Origin of the sequence: Vogesella sp. XCS3 (genome assembly GCF_020616155.1) — a bacterium.
Classification (GTDB): domain Bacteria; phylum Pseudomonadota; class Gammaproteobacteria; order Burkholderiales; family Chromobacteriaceae; genus Vogesella.
Genome location: NZ_CP085530.1, coordinates 445,822 through 461,670 on the forward strand (window position 1 = coordinate 445,822; position 15,849 = coordinate 461,670).

General features: G+C 62.5%; 16 protein-coding genes and 2 riboswitches. Of the genes, 10 read left to right on the forward strand and 6 right to left on the reverse strand.

What is annotated here, in order from left to right:
* The first annotated feature begins 69 nt into the window (after nucleotides 1–69).
* The 4 genes from LCH97_RS01950 to LCH97_RS18825 all read left to right on the forward strand — a co-directional run bounded on the left by LCH97_RS01950 (nucleotide 70) and on the right by LCH97_RS18825 (nucleotide 1,673).
* Nucleotides 70–885: a bifunctional 2-polyprenyl-6-hydroxyphenol methylase/3-demethylubiquinol 3-O-methyltransferase UbiG gene (locus LCH97_RS01950; protein ID WP_227303124.1), complete on the forward strand. Its 816-nt coding sequence runs from the start codon at nucleotides 70–72 to the stop codon at nucleotides 883–885.
* Nucleotides 886–1,157: 272 nt separating this feature from the next.
* A complete protein-coding gene (locus LCH97_RS01955) occupies nucleotides 1,158–1,307 on the forward strand; it encodes a hypothetical protein (protein WP_227303125.1) in 150 nt (49 codons plus the stop codon).
* A 41-nt stretch (nucleotides 1,308–1,348) separates the two neighbouring features.
* On the forward strand, nucleotides 1,349–1,555 hold the full coding sequence (locus LCH97_RS01960) for a hypothetical protein (RefSeq protein WP_227305437.1): 207 nt from the start codon (nucleotides 1,349–1,351) through the stop codon (nucleotides 1,553–1,555).
* Nucleotides 1,497–1,673 (forward strand): transposase, encoded by a 177-nt coding sequence (locus tag LCH97_RS18825; RefSeq protein WP_227303126.1) that lies wholly within the window; start codon nucleotides 1,497–1,499, stop codon nucleotides 1,671–1,673. Before LCH97_RS01960 ends, LCH97_RS18825 begins: the two co-directional genes overlap by 59 nt.
* A 176-nt stretch (nucleotides 1,674–1,849) precedes the next feature.
* Here the strand turns inward: LCH97_RS18825 and LCH97_RS01970 are convergent, their stop codons facing one another.
* Together LCH97_RS01970 and LCH97_RS01975 are read right to left on the reverse strand one after the other, a co-directional pair.
* Complete coding sequence (locus LCH97_RS01970; protein ID WP_227303127.1) at nucleotides 1,850–2,488, reverse strand: transcriptional regulator; 639 nt, start codon at nucleotides 2,486–2,488, stop codon at nucleotides 1,850–1,852.
* A gap of 80 nt (nucleotides 2,489–2,568) precedes the next feature.
* Nucleotides 2,569–3,537, reverse strand: a complete 969-nt coding sequence (locus LCH97_RS01975) for an ornithine cyclodeaminase family protein (RefSeq protein WP_227303128.1) — start codon at nucleotides 3,535–3,537, stop codon at nucleotides 2,569–2,571.
* 159 nt (nucleotides 3,538–3,696) lie between these two features.
* Here LCH97_RS01975 and LCH97_RS01980 point away from each other — a divergent pair, with 159 nt between their 5' ends.
* Nucleotides 3,697–4,479, forward strand: coding sequence for a transporter substrate-binding domain-containing protein (locus tag LCH97_RS01980; RefSeq protein WP_227303129.1), 783 nt, complete (start codon nucleotides 3,697–3,699; stop codon nucleotides 4,477–4,479).
* Nucleotides 4,480–4,589: 110 nt separating this feature from the next.
* Nucleotides 4,590–5,831: an FAD-binding oxidoreductase gene (locus LCH97_RS01985; RefSeq protein ID WP_227303130.1), complete on the forward strand. Its 1,242-nt coding sequence runs from the start codon at nucleotides 4,590–4,592 to the stop codon at nucleotides 5,829–5,831.
* A 350-nt stretch (nucleotides 5,832–6,181) separates the two neighbouring features.
* Here LCH97_RS01985 and LCH97_RS01990 read toward each other — a convergent pair whose 3' ends face one another.
* The 4 genes from LCH97_RS01990 to LCH97_RS02005 all read right to left on the reverse strand — a co-directional run bounded on the left by LCH97_RS01990 (nucleotide 6,182) and on the right by LCH97_RS02005 (nucleotide 10,584).
* Nucleotides 6,182–7,582 carry an L-serine ammonia-lyase gene (locus LCH97_RS01990; protein ID WP_227303131.1) on the reverse strand — a complete coding sequence of 467 codons (1,401 nt, stop codon included), beginning with the start codon at nucleotides 7,580–7,582 and terminating at the stop codon, nucleotides 6,182–6,184.
* A gap of 153 nt (nucleotides 7,583–7,735) precedes the next feature.
* Nucleotides 7,736–8,992, reverse strand: a complete 1,257-nt coding sequence (glyA, locus tag LCH97_RS01995) for a serine hydroxymethyltransferase (protein WP_227303132.1) — start codon at nucleotides 8,990–8,992, stop codon at nucleotides 7,736–7,738.
* A 149-nt stretch (nucleotides 8,993–9,141) separates the two neighbouring features.
* A riboswitch (glycine riboswitch) is annotated at nucleotides 9,142–9,237 on the reverse strand.
* 1 nt (nucleotide 9,238) lies between these two features.
* Nucleotides 9,239–9,326, reverse strand: a riboswitch (glycine riboswitch).
* A 164-nt stretch (nucleotides 9,327–9,490) separates the two neighbouring features.
* Nucleotides 9,491–9,940, reverse strand: a complete 450-nt coding sequence (locus tag LCH97_RS02000; RefSeq protein ID WP_227303133.1) for a nuclear transport factor 2 family protein — start codon at nucleotides 9,938–9,940, stop codon at nucleotides 9,491–9,493.
* The gene (locus LCH97_RS02005; RefSeq protein WP_227303134.1) at nucleotides 9,937–10,584 is read right to left on the reverse strand and encodes an NAD(P)-dependent oxidoreductase; all 648 of its coding nucleotides are present in this window, start codon (nucleotides 10,582–10,584) and stop codon (nucleotides 9,937–9,939) included. The genes LCH97_RS02000 and LCH97_RS02005 overlap by 4 nt, the downstream gene beginning before the upstream one ends.
* Before the next feature lie 123 nt (nucleotides 10,585–10,707).
* Here LCH97_RS02005 and LCH97_RS02010 point away from each other — a divergent pair, with 123 nt between their 5' ends.
* From LCH97_RS02010 to LCH97_RS02025, 4 genes are all read left to right on the forward strand, one after another.
* Complete coding sequence (locus LCH97_RS02010) at nucleotides 10,708–11,571, forward strand: LysR family transcriptional regulator (RefSeq protein WP_227303135.1); 864 nt, start codon at nucleotides 10,708–10,710, stop codon at nucleotides 11,569–11,571.
* A 344-nt stretch (nucleotides 11,572–11,915) separates the two neighbouring features.
* Complete coding sequence (locus tag LCH97_RS02015; protein ID WP_227303136.1) at nucleotides 11,916–13,784, forward strand: methyl-accepting chemotaxis protein; 1,869 nt, start codon at nucleotides 11,916–11,918, stop codon at nucleotides 13,782–13,784.
* Nucleotides 13,785–13,912: 128 nt separating this feature from the next.
* Nucleotides 13,913–14,857: a homocysteine S-methyltransferase gene (mmuM, locus tag LCH97_RS02020; RefSeq protein ID WP_227303137.1), complete on the forward strand. Its 945-nt coding sequence runs from the start codon at nucleotides 13,913–13,915 to the stop codon at nucleotides 14,855–14,857.
* A 240-nt stretch (nucleotides 14,858–15,097) separates the two neighbouring features.
* A complete protein-coding gene (locus tag LCH97_RS02025; protein WP_227303138.1) occupies nucleotides 15,098–15,736 on the forward strand; it encodes a YitT family protein in 639 nt (212 codons plus the stop codon).
* Nucleotides 15,737–15,849: the final 113 nt, after the last annotated feature.

Sequence of the window (15,849 nt, forward strand, 5' to 3'; positions counted from 1 at the left end):
TGGTTGCTGCGGTGATTAGCCATTAGTCAAATTCATTTTGTTAGTAAAGTTCTTGCCAGTACGCTTCTGGTGCGTATTGTTAATCTTGCGGGGGAGATGATGATGAGCGGAAGTGGCCAAAAGTGCATTTGCCCAGTGTGCTCTGCTGAAAGTGGCAGCTATGCTGTACCTGTTAATGAGTATGGTATTTATAAATGTCCGCAGTGCGGACTTGAATATACCTCTCCGATGCCATCTGCCGCGCAACTGGCAGTGTTTTACTCGACCTATACGGATGTTCGTGCGCCCTCGGATGTTGTAATGCGCAATGCGCTAAGAAATATCAAACTATTGAATGGCTTAGGCTATTGTGAGCAGCAAGCTGTATTGGACTTTGGTACGGGTGCGGCAGATTTTGTAGATGTAGCTGGTGAAAATTGTTTTGGTGTTGATTTCAACGGTGTTAACAAGGCCCGATGCTATAAGAATCTGGACGACTTGCCAGTGAAACAGTTTGATTTCATTACGCTTTGGGGCGTATTGGAGCATCTTGCTGACCCTGTTGCTGTACTGGAAGAGCTAAAAAATTACTTGAGGCCGGATGGTATGTTGGTTATGACGACCGTGGACGCTGAGGGAGTAATTCCTTACTACTACAAACCAGTAGAACATTTGACTTATTGGACTAGAAACGCCACGGAGATTGTGCTGGGTAAAATCGGAGTGGAACTAGTCGAATACAAGCCATACAAAATGGTGCAACGGGCAGAAGTATATGTCGATAGGCTATTGAGTCGAACGCCCGTGGAATACAGGGCGGCATTTGATGTCACCATATCGGCATTGCCTGAATATGTGGAAATTCCCACTAATGAAGTGCTGATTGTTGGCAAAAGTAGGATTTAGCAACCAAGGTGCGGATCACCCGCTCCACCATCTCGTTCTGCTCCGGAAACCGTAGATTTGTAATTACCCACTAAAAACCTGCAGGTCATAATTCACACAGGAGCACGTGATGAGTATGACCATGGAAGACGACATCAACGCTGGACCGCCAAGCGCAAAGCCGCGCTGGTGATGGAGATCATTCAAGGCAAGCGCACGGTGGCAAAAGCCTCTCGCGCCTTCGACCTGGCCCCTCCGAGATCGAAACCTGGGTCGATGAGGCCAAGCGCGGCATGGAGAACGCCCTGCGTGCCAAGCCGATGGACATCCGCGAACAGTACGAAAAGCAGCTCAAAGCACTGCAGGAAGCATACGGCGAAGCCATGCTGGAGCTACGTGCCAGAAAAAAGCTGCAGTCTCTGCTGGGCGAGGACGACAAGTAGTTCACCTCGTCCGGCAGGGACTGGCAGACGACGGCATCCAGGTGCCCATCAGCAAGCTGTGCCGCTGGTTCGGCGTGCCGCGTCGCACGCTGTACTACCGCCCGCAAAAGGCCGCGCCCAAGCTGCAGCCGCAGCTGGTCGAGCCCATCAAAGAGATGATTGAAGAGAACCCTTCATTAGCAGAACGGCATGGTGGGGCGGGTGATCCGCACCTTGAAAGATCAGTGCGCGCATCGGCACCGCTTTGAAAACCTGGCGCACGCCAGCTGGGTTGTTGCAGACTGGATCGGGTTTTACAACCACCGACGCCCGCACCAGGCTTTGGGGATGAAGACGCCAGTGATGGCGTATCAATTAGCAGCCTGACCTGTGCAGAAAGGGCTGGGTCATTACAAGAGTTGGATGTGATCGCACTGGGGCTGAACCCTCGGCTACGTGCGGAGCTGGGTTTCAAGATGCCGATTGAGGGATTTACCAGAACATTTGGATGCCGTGATTGAATCACGACAAGCTGTGAAACATTAGTCCTGTTGCACTTGGTCTTAGAGACCACCTTCCTTCAATTCTTTCAGGTACTTGTACACGGTGGCGCGGCCCAGGCTCAGCACGTTGGCGATGTAATGGGTGGCGCTCTTGCCCTGGAAAGCGCCTTCGGCGTACAGCGCCGCCACCAGCTCGCGCCGCTGCTCGCGCGCGAGGCCATTCAGCGCCAGCTGGCGCTGCTGCAGCCAGCCGTGCATGAAGGTATTGATGCGTTCCTGCCAGTCGTCACGGAACAGCTCGGCCGGCTGTTCTACCAGCCCTGCGCCTTTGAGCAGCATGCCCAGCATGCCGTGCATGTCCTCGAACACCGCGATGTTGAAGTTGATGCACATCACGCCCAGCGCCTGGCCGTTATCGTCAAACAGTACGCTGCTGACGCAGCGCATGCGGCGGCCGTCCCAGTTCAGCTTTTCGTAAGGGCCGACAAAGCGGTCTTCAATGGTGCGCTCGATCTCTTCCAGCCCGGATTCGTCACCGATTTCGCGCCGCGACAGGTTATTGGCCAGGTAGCGCACGCGCTGCTCGGCCAGGTCGTGGATCACCACCTCGGCGTAGGGGAAAAACAGCTTGGCAATGCTGTCGGCCAGGTGGGCGTAGCGGGATAGAAGCAGGTCGGTAGCGTGGGCAGCTTGGCTCATGGGCATGGGTTCCGGGCAGAGACGGCATAGTGCCGTAGCGCAAGGTTGGCCACAAGTGCGGCCAACCTTTTATCGATACCCTAGTTGGCCTGCTGCACGCGTTGCAGCAGGGCGTGGGCGATGGCGATGTCCTGCAGGCCCATGCCGATGGAACGGAAGAACACGTGGCGCTGGTAGTCCGGGCGCGGGCAGCGTTCGGTCACCAGCTCGGCCAGGTCGCCACGGATGGCATCGGCCTGCCACTGGTGGTCGCGTGCGGCCAACACCATTTCGCCGGCGCGGCTAGGGGTGCTGTCGCGGTGGTCGCAGTACACGTCCAGCTGCGGTAGCAGCGCCGGTGCGATCTCGTGCGCCTGGGGCGCGTTGGTGCTGATCGAGGTAATCAGCGCCGGGCGGCGCAGCGCGCCCACGTCCAGCACCGGGCTGCCTGCTGAGGTACACAGCATGATTACGTCGGCATCGGCGGCAGCGTCTTCGGCCGAGGTGGCCAGTTCGATGCGGGCATCCATCGCCAGCAGCTGTGCCTGCAGGGCGCTGTCTGCTGCCAGGCCAGGGGCAAACACGCGGATGCGCGTCCACGGCCGTAGCGCCAGCACGTGGCGCAAGTGGGCCTGGCCGACAGCGCCGCAGCCGATTAGCGCGAGCTGCTGGCTGTCCGGGCGCGCCAGCAGCGCTACTGCTAGTGCGGTGGTGCCGGCAGTGCGCTCTACCGTGAGCAGGCTGGCGTCGCAGAACAGCAGTGGCTGGCCGGTGTGCATCGAGAACAGGCTGGTCCAGGCGGTTACCAGCGGCTTGCCGCCAGTCACGATATACGGCGACAGCTTGGCGCCAAACAGCTGCTGGCTGGCCAGCACACCCTGATAGGTGATGACGTCGCCGGTGTCGCCCGGAAACAGTGTCAGCGTTTGCGGTGGCTGCACCGCCTGGCCCTGGCCCAGTGCGGTGAACAATTGCAGCAGCACCTCGCGTACCGGCAGCTGCGGCAGGTGCGGGCGGATGGCGTCGGCGGTCAGGACAAGCGGGGCGGCGTGGTGATTGATAGCGTGCATGGTGTCATGGCGTGGCGAATGGCAATGCCCCTAGCTTAGCGATGAAGAAAAAAATTGTCCATGATGGAAATTTTATCTATTCTTGCCGGCAAGCGGCCAAGACGAGCCGCCACCCGCTACCGGCACCCGCCGGGCCGGACCCCGCCAGGAGAAATCATCATGAGCAAAACCCGCACTGCCAGCCGCTATCTGCTACCCCTCATCGCTTTGCTGGCCGGCCCTGCGCTGGCCGGTGGCCAGGCCGTCCGCATGGGGCTGGAGCCGTTTTACGCCCCGTTTGAAAGCAAGCTGCCCGACGGCAAGCTGGTGGGCTTCGACATCGAGATCGGCAACGCCATCTGCGAACGCATGGCCGCCAAGTGCAGCTATGTGGAAACCTCGTTCGAGGGGCTGATTCCGGGGCTGAAAGCGCGCAAGTTCGAGGTAATCAACTCGGCGATGAACATTACCGCCAAGCGCCGCGAATCGATTGATTTCACCGTGCCGATCTACATCGTGCCCATCCAGATGGTGGCGCGGCGTGACAGCAAGCTGCAGCCCACCGTGGCTGCGCTGAAGGGCAAGACCGTCGGCGTGCTGCAGGGCGCCACGCAGGAAGACTTTGTGCGCAAGCACTGGGAGCGTGAAGGCGTGAAGGTCGTGGCCTACCGCGACCAGAGCCAGATCTATCTGGACCTGGCCGCCGGCCGCCTGGATGCCTCGGTTCAGGAAGGGCAGAATGCGCAGGAAGGCTTTCTGGACAAGCCGCAGGGCAAGGCTTTCGAGTTCAAGGGCAAGGTGCTGAGTGACTTTGCCACCCTGGGCGAGGGCACCGGCTTTGGCGTACGCAAGGGCGACCCGCTGAAGGCCGAGCTGGACAAGGCCATTACCGCACTCAAGCAGGACGGCACCCTGAGCCGCCTGTCGCAAAAGTATTTCAAGCGCGACATTATCGCCAAGTAGGTTTTTACCCGCCCGGCTAGCCGCCGGGCGCCGGTGCGCCAGGGTTGGCCGCATCGTTTGACTATCGCCGCGGCCAACCCTGGCGCGGCAGCAGGAAGGCAACAAGCAGCATGGATGCAGATGTAATCGTACTGGGTGCCGGCATGGTCGGCGTATCGGCCGCCCTGGCCCTGCAGCAACGTGGCCGTCAGGTATGGCTGCTGGACAGGCGCGCGCCTGGTGAAGAAACCAGCCACGGCAACGCCGGCCTGCTGGAGCGGGCGGCGGTGATACCGTACGGTTTTCCGCGCCAGCTGTCGTCGGTGCTGCGCCTGGCGGCCAACCGCTCGCCCGACGTGCGCTACCACCCGGCCACGCTGCCATCCTACGCCGGCTGGCTGTGGCAGTACTGGCGCGAGTCGGCACCGGCACGGTTGGCCGCTACCGGCCGCGCCATGCTGCCCTTGCTGGAAGCCTGCCTGCCCGAGCACGACGCCTGGATTCGCGCCGCCGGTGTGACCGAGCTGCGCCGCAGCGAAGGCCTGCTGGAGGCGTGGCGCGGCGAGGCTGCATTTTTTGACGAAGCGGCCAATGCGCAGCGTATCGCCCGCGAATACGGCCTGGGCGTAAGCGTGCTGGACGCGGTGGCGCTGCGTCAGGCCGAGCCGGGGCTGGGGCAGGGCTTTAGCGGGGCGATTCACTGGCACGACCCGCACAGCATCCGCGACCCCGGCGCGCTGGTGCGCGGCTACGCGGCCTACTTCCAGACGCTGGGCGGGGTATTGAAACAATGCGCGGTGCAGGGCTTGCGCCAGGCCGGCAACGGCTGGCAGGTACATACCGACGCGGGTGTGTACCAGGCACGCGAAGTGGTGCTGGCGCTGGGGCCGTGGTCGGACGACCTGTACACGCCGCTGGGCTACCGCATCCCGCTACAGGTGAAACGCGGCTACCACATGCACTACCATGCGCGCGGCCCCGGCTTGCAGCGCACCGTGGTAGACATGGAAAACAGCTTTCTGGTGGCGCCGATGGCGCGTGGCTTGCGCCTGGCTACCGGGGTGGAGCTGGCACGCCGCGACGCACCGCCCACGCCAAACCAGCTGGCGCAAGCCGAAGCGCTGGCGCAGGGCCTGTTCCCGCTGGGGGAGCGAGTGGACGCCCAGCCATGGGTGGGCTGCCGCCCGTGTCTGCCGGACATGCGCCCGGTGATCGGCGCCGCGCCGCGTCACCCAGGTTTGTGGTTCTGCTTTGGCCACAGCCATCTGGGGCTGACGCTGGGGCCGGTTTCCGGCCGCCTGCTGGCCGAGATGATGCTGGGCGAGAAGCCGTTTACCGACCCCGAGCCGTACTCGCCGGCGCGCTTTGCCTGAGGGTGACTTAGGTACAAGCTTGGCAGGGGATAGGCCGCGCCATATTGGTCTCTACGGTCATCCTGTATTGAATCCGCTGCGCGGATTGTGTTTTGCATTGCCGGTTCCGCCCGGCGGACGGGGTACTTTCTTTTGCGTCGCCAAAAGAAAGTACCCAAAGAAAAGGCGACTCGGGGCTGCTCGAAACCCCGCCCAAAAGCACAGCCCCCAGGCACCGCCGAACTCGCCGCGTGCTAACGTCACGCGGCTCAAACAAATCGGCGGCTTAAAACCTGGGGGCTATGCTTTTGTACGGCTCGCGCCAACGGGCTGCGGGTGCCGTAATCACAATCTTCAAACGATAAAAGTCTTTAGCACTCCACAATATTCACCGGCACCTCGATCACATTGATCGCCAGGCCGCCGCGTGCGGTTTCCTTGTACTTGGTGCTCATGTCGCGGCCGGTGTCGCGCATGGTCTTGATCACGCGGTCCAGCGATACAAAGTGCTGGCCGTCGCCACGCAGCGCCATGCGCGCGGCGTTGATCGCCTTGATCGACGCCATGGCGTTGCGCTCGATGCACGGTACCTGTACCAGGCCGCCTACCGGGTCGCAGGTCAGGCCCAAGTTGTGCTCCATGCCGATTTCGGCGGCGTTTTCCACTTGCTCCGGCGTGCCGCCCAGCACTTCTGCCAGGCCGCCTGCTGCCATGGAACAGGCCGAGCCCACCTCGCCCTGGCAGCCCACTTCGGCGCCGGAGATCGACGCGTTCAGCTTGAACAGGATGCCGATAGCGCCAGCGGTCAGCAAAAAGCGCACGATACCGTCGTCGTTGGCACCTGGAATGAAACGGGCGTAGTAGTGCATCACCGCCGGGATGATGCCGGCCGCGCCGTTGGTCGGCGCGGTGACCACGCGGCCACCGGCGGCGTTTTCTTCGTTTACCGCCAGCGCGTACAGGTTGACCCAGTCCATCACGGTGAGCGGGTCGCGCAGCGCGGCTTCCGGCGAGGCCAGCAGCTTCTGGTACATGTCGGCGGCGCGGCGTTTTACCTTCATGCCGCCGGGCAGAATGCCCTCGCGCTCGCAGCCGCGCTTCACGCAGCTTTGCATGACTTGCCAGATGTTCAGCAGGCCGGCGCGCACTTCATCTTCGCTGCGCCAGGCCAGCTCGTTTTCCAGCATGATCTGGCTGATGGACTTGCCGTGGCGCTGGCACAGCGCCAGCAGCTCGGCACCGGTCTTGAACGGGTGCTTCAGCTCGGTGACGCCGGGCGGGGTGAAGCCGGCGTCGATGGCCGCTTCGTCCACCACGAAGCCGCCGCCCACCGAGTAGTAGGCGCGCTTGGACAGGCTATCGCCGTTGGCCGCAAACGCTTCGAAGATCATGCCGTTGGGGTGGTAGGGCAGCGCCTTGCGCTTGTGCAGGATCAGGTGTTCGCCTTCGACAAAAGGCACCACGTGGCTGCCCAACAGGCGGATGGCCTTGTCGGCACGGATGGCGGCCAGCATGCCGTCTACCGCGTCGGTGTCGACCAGGTCAGGGTATTCGCCCTGCAAGCCCAGCAGCACGGCCGTATCGGTGCCGTGGCCTTTGCCGGTGGCGCCCAGCGAGCCGAACATTTCGGCTTTTACGCTGGCGGTGGTGGCCAGCAGGCCGTCTTTTTCCAGCCGCGCCACAAACTGGCGGGCGGCACGCATCGGGCCAACGGTGTGGGAGCTGGACGGGCCAATGCCGATCTTGAAGAGGTCGAATACGCTGATAGCCATGCTGCTTCTCTTTTTATGGTGCGGGCGCGGGTAGCGCCCCGGGTGTTGTCTGTCCGGCTGTGTGGGCCGTGGTGTGCAGGTGCTGCCGGGGCAGCGGCGGCATTGTACTGAGCAATGCCGCCGCTGTGTGCACTACCGATGCTGCAGTGCGTTTTAACGATACACAGGGAAGGCCGCGCATAGCTCGGCCACCTGGCGGCGTACGCGCGGGGCAACGTCTGCGTTATCGATATCGTCCAGGATATCGCATACCCAGTGCGCTACCTGGCCGGCTTCGGCGCTGCCGAAACCGCGGCTGGTGATGGCCGGGGTGCCAATGCGGATACCGCTGGTGACAAACGGGCTTTGCGGGTCGTTCGGCACCGCGTTCTTGTTGACGGTAATGCAGGCCGCGCCCAGCGCCGCGTCGGCGGCCTTGCCGGTGAGGCCTTTGTCGATCAGGCTCAGCAGGAACAGGTGGTCGTCAGTCTTGCCCGATACCACGGTATAGCCGCGCTGGCGGAACACCGCCACCATGGTGCGGGCGTTATCCAGTACCTGCTGCTGGTAGGTTTTGAATTCGGGTTGCAGCGCCTCCAGAAAGGCCACCGCCTTGGCGGCGATCACGTGCATCAGCGGGCCGCCCTGAATGCCGGGGAAAACCAGCGACTGCAGCTTTTTCACCAAGGCTTCGTCCGGGTTGGCCGCCAGGATCAGGCCGCCGCGCGGGCCGCGCAGCGTCTTGTGGGTGGTGGTAGTTACCACATGGGCGTGCGGCAGCGGGCTGGGGTAGAGCCCGGCGGCCACCAGGCCGGCCACGTGCGCCATGTCTACAAACAGCCAGGCGCCAACGCTGTCGGCAATCTGGCGCATGCGCGCCCAGTCCACCACCAGCGAGTAGGCGGAGAAGCCAGCTACCAGCATTTTTGGCTGGTGTTCGGTGGCCAGCCGTTGCACTTCGTCGTAATCAATGGCGCCGCTTTCCGTGTTGATGCCGTACTGCACAGCCTTGTAGATCTTGCCGGAAAAATTGACGCTGGCGCCGTGGGTAAGGTGGCCGCCGTGTGCCAGGCTCATGCCCAGGATGGTGTCACCCGGCTGCAGCAGCGCCATATACACCGCGGCGTTGGCCTGGCTGCCGGAGTGCGGCTGCACGTTGGCATACTGTGCACCAAACAGCTGGCAGGCGCGGTCGATGGCCAGCTGTTCCACCACGTCCACGTGCTCGCAGCCGCCGTAGTAGCGCTTGCCGGGGTAGCCCTCGGCGTACTTGTTGGTGAGCTGGGTGCCTTGCGCCTGCATCACGCGCGGGCTGGTGTAGTTTTCCGAGGCAATCAGCTCGATGTGGTCTTGTTGGCGCTGGTTTTCGGCCTGGATGGCGGCCCACAGTGCGTCGTCGAAGCCGGCAATCTGCATGTCTTGCGTGAACATATCTGTCTCCATGTCGTGTCTGGCTGCAGCGGCAGCCGTGTGCATGGCTCTTTGGCGGGGTGCCCAGGGTGCCGCGTAACGGCATGGGCGGGCAGGGGCATGGCTGGCACAAAGGCGAGGGCACCCGCCCGGCCATGCCGGACGATGCCCCCTCTGTCCCTTGTGCCTGAGATATTGCGGCGCGCGATTGCGTACCGGGTGTCCTTCGGCGAGGCGGCTTTGCGGCCAACCTTCTCTCCAGAGTGCCTCGCGTCCACAGTTCTTTTGCCTGAGAGTTTCTGGGGCGATTCCCCTTCGGCGCTGCCGCAAGGGCAGTCTCTCCTGTGGTTGCGGCCGGGGCAGGTATGGCACCTGTCAACCGGCGTGGCTTGCAGAATCTAGAAGACGGCGAGTGCCACTGTCAATGCGTGAGATGAAACTATCGATGTGCAAACGCAGCAAAACGCCGCCCCTTGCGCAGGGCAAGCAGGGCGGCGTAGCGGGCGTTTTGCCGGCTGGCTAGAACATGCCGTTGCCGTTAGCGTCTTTGGCCGGCACTGGCTGGATCACGTCCCAGTGCTCGGCAATCTTGCCGTCCTGCACGCGGAAGATGTCCACCACAGCCACGCCCAGCTCGCCTGGCTTGTCCTGGCTGTGCACGTGCAGCATCACCAGGTCACCGTCGGCCAGCACGCGCTTGATGCTGGCGCGGCTTTGCGGGTTATTGGCGCGGATCCAGCGCACGTAGTCTTGCAGCGGCGCAACGCCGTTGGCCACCTCCGGGTTGTGCTGGATGTAGCCGGGTGCTAGGTAGGTGGCTGCTTGCTCGGCGTCCAGTTTGCCGAAGGCGGCGTCGTAAAAAGCCAGCACCAGTGCCTTGTTGGCGTCCTCGCGCGGGCCGGCCAGCGCGGGCAGGGCGGTGCTGGCCAGGCTTGCGGCCAACAGGGTGGCGGTTAACAGGCGCTTCATTTGGCTGCCGCCACGGTAAAGCGCTGGCGATGGTGACGTGCCTGCTCGGCTTCATCGACGATGGCCACCGCCAGATCGGCCACGCTGATGCCGGCCGGGGCTTCGCCGTCCATCAGCAGGTCGTTGGCACCCAGCTGGTACTGGCCGCTGCGCTCGCCCGGTGCCAGCAAAGCTGGCGGCGACACGAATACCCAGTCCAGCACGGTTTCGTCTTGCAGCTTGTTCAGTGCCTGGCGTGCGCCTTCGGCGCCTTCCTTGTATTCGGCCGGGAAGTGCGGGGTGTCGATCAGCTGCAGGCCCGGTGCCACGTACAGGCTGCCCGCGCCGCCCACTTCGATGAAACGCGCCACGCCGGCGGCCTTGGTGCCCGCCACGATGGCATCGTGGCCTTGCAGGAAGAGTGTGCGGATGTCGGCTTTGTCCCAGCCCGGGTTGAAGGCGCTGATCACTACGTCGTGGCCGGCTACGTCACGGGCGATGGTGTCGGCGTCGTAGGCGTTGCTGGCCTTGACGGTAAGGTTGGCCGCAGCGGCAACGCGTTCCGGGCGGCTGACCAGGGCGGTAACGTGGTGGCCGCGGGCCAGCAGTTCCTGTTGCAGAGCTTGGCCGACAAAACCGCTGGCGCCGATGAGTGCGATGTTCATGCTGTGTCCTTTCGGGTGGGGTAGGGGAATAACTGCATGGTAGATCACGCGCCTGTGGCTGATAATCCGTTATGGAATTCAATCATTGTTAAGCTGAGGTTCACGATGGAAGCGCTACGCAGCATGGCAGTCTTTGCCGCGGTGATCGAGCAGGGTTCGATGAATGCAGCCGGGCGTGAGCTGGGCATGACCGCATCGGCGGTGAGCCAGCACGTACGGCGGCTGGAGCAGCAGCACCAGGTGGCGCTGCTGCACCGCACTACCCGCAAGCTCACGCTCACCGAAGCCGGCAGCGTGTTTTACCGCAGCTGCGCCGCCATGTTGGCCGCAGCAAATGAGGCCAACGTACAAATGGCGGCGCTGCGTGACGAGCCGGTGGGCGAGCTGCGTATTGCCGCCCCCAGCGGTTTTGCCGGCGGGGTGCTGGGGCAGGCGCTGGCGCCACTGCTGGCGGCCAACCCTGGTTTGAGCCTGCGCCTGTTTTTTCAGGACGAGATGATAGACCTGGTACAGCACCGCATCGACCTGGCGCTGCGCGCCGGTAACCAGCCGGATTCCACGCTGGTGGCGCGCCATCTGGCCGATTGGCCGTTTGTACTGGTGGCGGCGCCGGCCTATCTGGCGGCGCGCGGCACGCCACTGCAGCCGGGCCAGCTGTACCAGCACGACTGGATAGGGCTGGAGCAGGAACACGGCCTGACACCTTTGCGTTTGCAGCGGGAGGGCGAGGTGGAAATATTGCGGCTGCGCTGCCGCATCGCCAGCAACAGCATGTTGTCGGCACGCGCCTTTGCACTGGATGGGCTGGGTATCGCCATGCAGCCCGAGCCGGAAGTGCGTGCCCAGCTGCAAGCAGGTTTGCTGGTGCAGCTGCTGCCAGACTGGCAGGCACCGGCCCTGCCGGTCTACGCGGTAACGCCGCGCCGCGATGTGCTGCCGGCCAAGGTGCGGCACGCTATAGCTTTATTGCAACAATCCATGCACTAGCCCTTGACTGTTTCTTGTGCAGTTATTGACATTTGCATTTATGGATAACTTAAAAAAACTTGTATGTATTGAAATATTTGGCTAACAAACAAAAGGGCACACCAAGGTTTAAAGATTTCGTTGGCCAAAGTCCCCCTCTTGGCGCATAAATTCAATGAAAATGCTTACAAGTGAGAGAGAAACGTTTTGTATCCGGCTCACTTTGGCATGATCACGTGCCATTTCGACAGTATTTTGTATGCAAATTGTTTTGTGGTGCCTGGGGAAGCTGGCTGGCGTGCTTGGTAGTACCATCGCGCAGTCCGAAAAAACATATCAATAGACATTCAGGGGAAGCTCGAATCATGACACTACGCACGCGCTTGATGATCTTTGTCCTGCTGGTACTCACCACGCTGTCCGTGGTGTTCTGTACCGTGGCGTACCTGAAAATGAGCTCGGCACTGGAACAAGAAATCCAGAACGAAATCAAGATGGCTGCTGACAACAAGGTTAGCTTTGTCAGCGAATGGGTAGATAGCCGCCAGAAAATCGTGGGCTCGGTGTTGCCGCGCTTCGGTACGGGCGAGCTCAAGCCGATGCTGGATCAGGCACGCGATGCCGGTGGCTTTGACGATATGTATGTCGGCCAGCCGGATAAAACCATGACCCAGTTCACTGGCGGGTCGCCAGTGCCACCGGGCTACGACCCTACCGTGCGCCCTTGGTACCTGGCTGCCAAAGACGCAGCAGGCCCGATTGCCTCGCCGCCGTACATCGATGCCGCCACCAAACGCCCCATCATTACCTTTGCCCAGGCGCGCAAGGATGGTGGCAACCTGGTAGCGGTAGCGGGGGGTGACGTAACCCTGGCGCGTGTGGTGCAAGAAGTGACCGCGGCCAAGCTGCCAGGTGACGGTTTTGCCTTCCTGGTTACTGCCGAAGGCGACGTGATTGCCCACCCGCAGAAAGATTCCGGCCTGAAGAAAATTGGCGAAGTAATGCCAGGCTTTGACTTGGGCGCACTGGGCAAGGATGGCCAGATCCAGGAGGTAGAGCAGGATGGCGTTACCGACCTGGTAGCGCTGTACCCGGTACCGAAAACCAGCTGGCTGTTTGGCGTGGTGGTGCCGAAGGCGGCTGCACTGGCACCGGTGAAGCAGCTGCTTTCCGTGATGGCCGGCCTGGCTGTGGCAGCCTTGGTGCTGGCGGGTATCCTGGCCTACGCCGGTGTGGCCAAAATGCTGGCGCCGCTGAACGTGCTGCATAAAGCCATGGTAGAGGTAGCGAGTGGCCAGGGCGACCTGACCAAAACCCTGCCGGTAGGCAACCGTGACGAAGTCGGCCAGATTGCCGAAGCGTTCAACCAGTTTGTGGCCAAGCTGCGCGAGATGTTCATCACCGTGCGTGACGAATCCGACGCCCTGGCGCGCGACGCCGCCGACCTGAACCGCGTGGCCGAGCAAATCGCCCAGGACTCGCGCGTGCAGTCCAGCGAGCTGTCGGCTACTGCCGCCACCATCGAAGAAATCACCGTCAGCATCAACCACATTGCCGACCACGTTGGCGAAACCGAAGCGCTGGTGTCGCGTTCGCGTAGCAACTCGGTGGAAAGCCACCGCGCCATGACCGAGGTGGAGCGCGAAGTGCAGTCCATCCTGCACGCGGTATCGTCCCTGCACGGTGTAATGGGCAGCCTGTCCGGCCAGTCCGAGCAGATCAAGGGTATTGTCGGTGTGATCCGCGATATTGCCGACCAGACCAACCTGCTGGCGCTGAACGCCGCCATCGAGGCGGCCCGTGCGGGCGAGAGCGGCCGCGGCTTTGCCGTGGTGGCCGACGAGGTGCGCAAGCTGGCCGAGCGCACCGCTACCGCTACCGTGCAGATTGCCGAGATGATCGATACCGTTATCCGTCGCACCGGCGAAGCCATTACCCACGCCGATGTCACCAACGAGAAAGTCAGCTCCGGTGTGACCCTGTCGCGCGAAGCCGCCTGCAAGGTGGAAGAGATCAAGCACAGTGCCGAGGAGATTTCCTCGCGCATGAGCGAAATCACTTCGTCCACCGCCGAGCAAGGCGTGGCCACCAACGAAATGGCACGCAGCGCCGAGCGCGTAAACGTGATGGCACAGCAAACCGATACCAGCCTGCAAGAAGCCCTGGCTACCATCAATGTGCTGGCTACGCGCGGGGATGAGCTCAAGGCGCTGGTGGCAAGGTTCCGCCTGTAATCGGCTATGCCGGCGGGGCGCAAGCCCGCCGGATATTCACCGGATAAACCCTGTTTGCCTGGCAAGCAGGGTTTATTTTCAAACACGCGAGCCCCTTAGCCGGGCTCGTTTCGCATGTAGGGGCAGCTATGCAAGACCCGTTGGCCGCAGTGGCCATGAATGATGTAATCATCCTGGATGGCGCCATGGCGTCCGAGCTGGAGCGTCGCGGCTGCGACCTGAACGACGCCTTGTGGTCGGCGCGTGTGCTGCTGGAAGCGCCCGAGCTGATCCGCCAGGTGCATTACGACTACTACGCCGCCGGTGCCGACGTGGCCACCACGGCCAGCTACCAGGCGAGCTTTGAGGGCTTTGCCAAGCGCGGTATCGGCCACGAACAGGCGGTAGCGCTGATGCAGCAGTCGGTACGCCTGGCGCAGGAAGCGCGTGACGCCTTTTGTGCCGATGCGGCCAACCTGGCCGGCCGCAAACGGCCGCTGGTGGCGGCCTCGGTCGGCCCGTACGGCGCCATGCTGGCCGATGGTTCGGAATACCGTGGTGGCTACGGCCTGAGTGTGCAGCAGCTGATGGACTTCCACCGGCCGCGTATCGCCGCACTGCTGGCGGCCGGCCCCGACCTGCTGGCCGGCGAGACTTTCCCGTGCGCCGAAGAGGCGCTGGCACTGGCCATGCTGCTGCGCGACGAGTTCCCCCGCGCACGCGCCTGGGTCAGCTTCTCGTGCCGCGATGCTGCCAAGCTGAGCGATGGCACGCCGCTGGCCGACGCTGTCGCCGCGTTGGCAGACTTCCCGCAGATTGTGGCCGTGGGCGTGAACTGCACTGCACCGCGCCACATTGCACCATTGTTGTGCGAGGCGGCACGGGTTTCGGGCAAGCGCCTGCTGACCTACCCCAACTCGGGCGAAAGCTACGACGCCACCACCAAGACCTGGCACGGCAGTAGCGACCCGGGTGCCTTTGCCGACGCCGCTCGCCAGTGGCGCGCTGCCGGCGCGGCCTGCATTGGCGGCTGCTGCCGCACCACGCCGGAAGATATCCGTGCGCTAAGCGCCTGGTTGCGCCCGCAGCGCTAGGGCTTGGGCCGGCCGGAGCCCGTCGGGTGCGCCAACACAAAGCCTGTCTGCCACGCAGACAGGCTTTGTTGTTGATGGGGCAGGGTGGCGCGCTGTGCCCGTTATCGGCGTAGCCAGGCTTGGCCAGCGAGGCCGTGCTTTTATCGCTATCGCTGGCAAGCTTGTTGCTTGTTGCACTGCAGCGTCCGCCAGCTTACCCGCTGGCAGGGCGCCGACCTGACAACAGCAAGTGGTAAAACCATGACGAGCGAAAGCAAGTGCCTGGAAGGCGGACACAATCCGCTGGCACATACCTGGGCGGAAGACCTGCTGGCCTTCCTGATCGGCACTTCCTTTATCGGCCTGGGCATGGCCATGTTCGCACAGGCCGGGTTGCTTACCGGCGGTACGGCCGGCATCGCCTTCCTGCTGCACTATTACAGTGGCGCCTCCTTTGGCTGGCTGTTTTTTGCGATCAATCTGCCGTTCTACGGGCTGGCTTTGCGCCAGATGGGGCGCGCCTTCACCTTGCGTACCTTTGTGGCCGTGGGCCTGGTGTCGCTGTTTTCCAGCCTGCACCGTACGCTGTTCCCGTTTGCCGGCAGCCTGAACCCTTACTACACCGGGCTGTTGGGTGGCCTGCTGATCGGCATGGGCGTGATTGCGTTGTTCCGCCACAAGGCCAGCGTGGGCGGGGTCAATATCCTGGCGCTGTACGTGCAGCAGCGTTACGGGCTGCGGGCCGGCAAGCTGCAGTTCGGCTTTGACTTGCTGGTGATGGCGGGCGCGTTGCTGGTAGCAGGTTGGCCGCAGCTGCTGGGCTCGCTGATTGGCGCGGCGGCCATGAGCCTGGTGATCGGTTTTTACCACCGGCCGGATCGTTACATCGCCCAGTCCTGATGGCAGGGTGAAAAATTGCGGTACGGCCATGCTTGTCATGGGCTTTGGCTTGAGTATTTGTCAGTAATGCGTGTTTCTTGATTGAAAATTGCTTTGTTGCTGATTTATTGAAT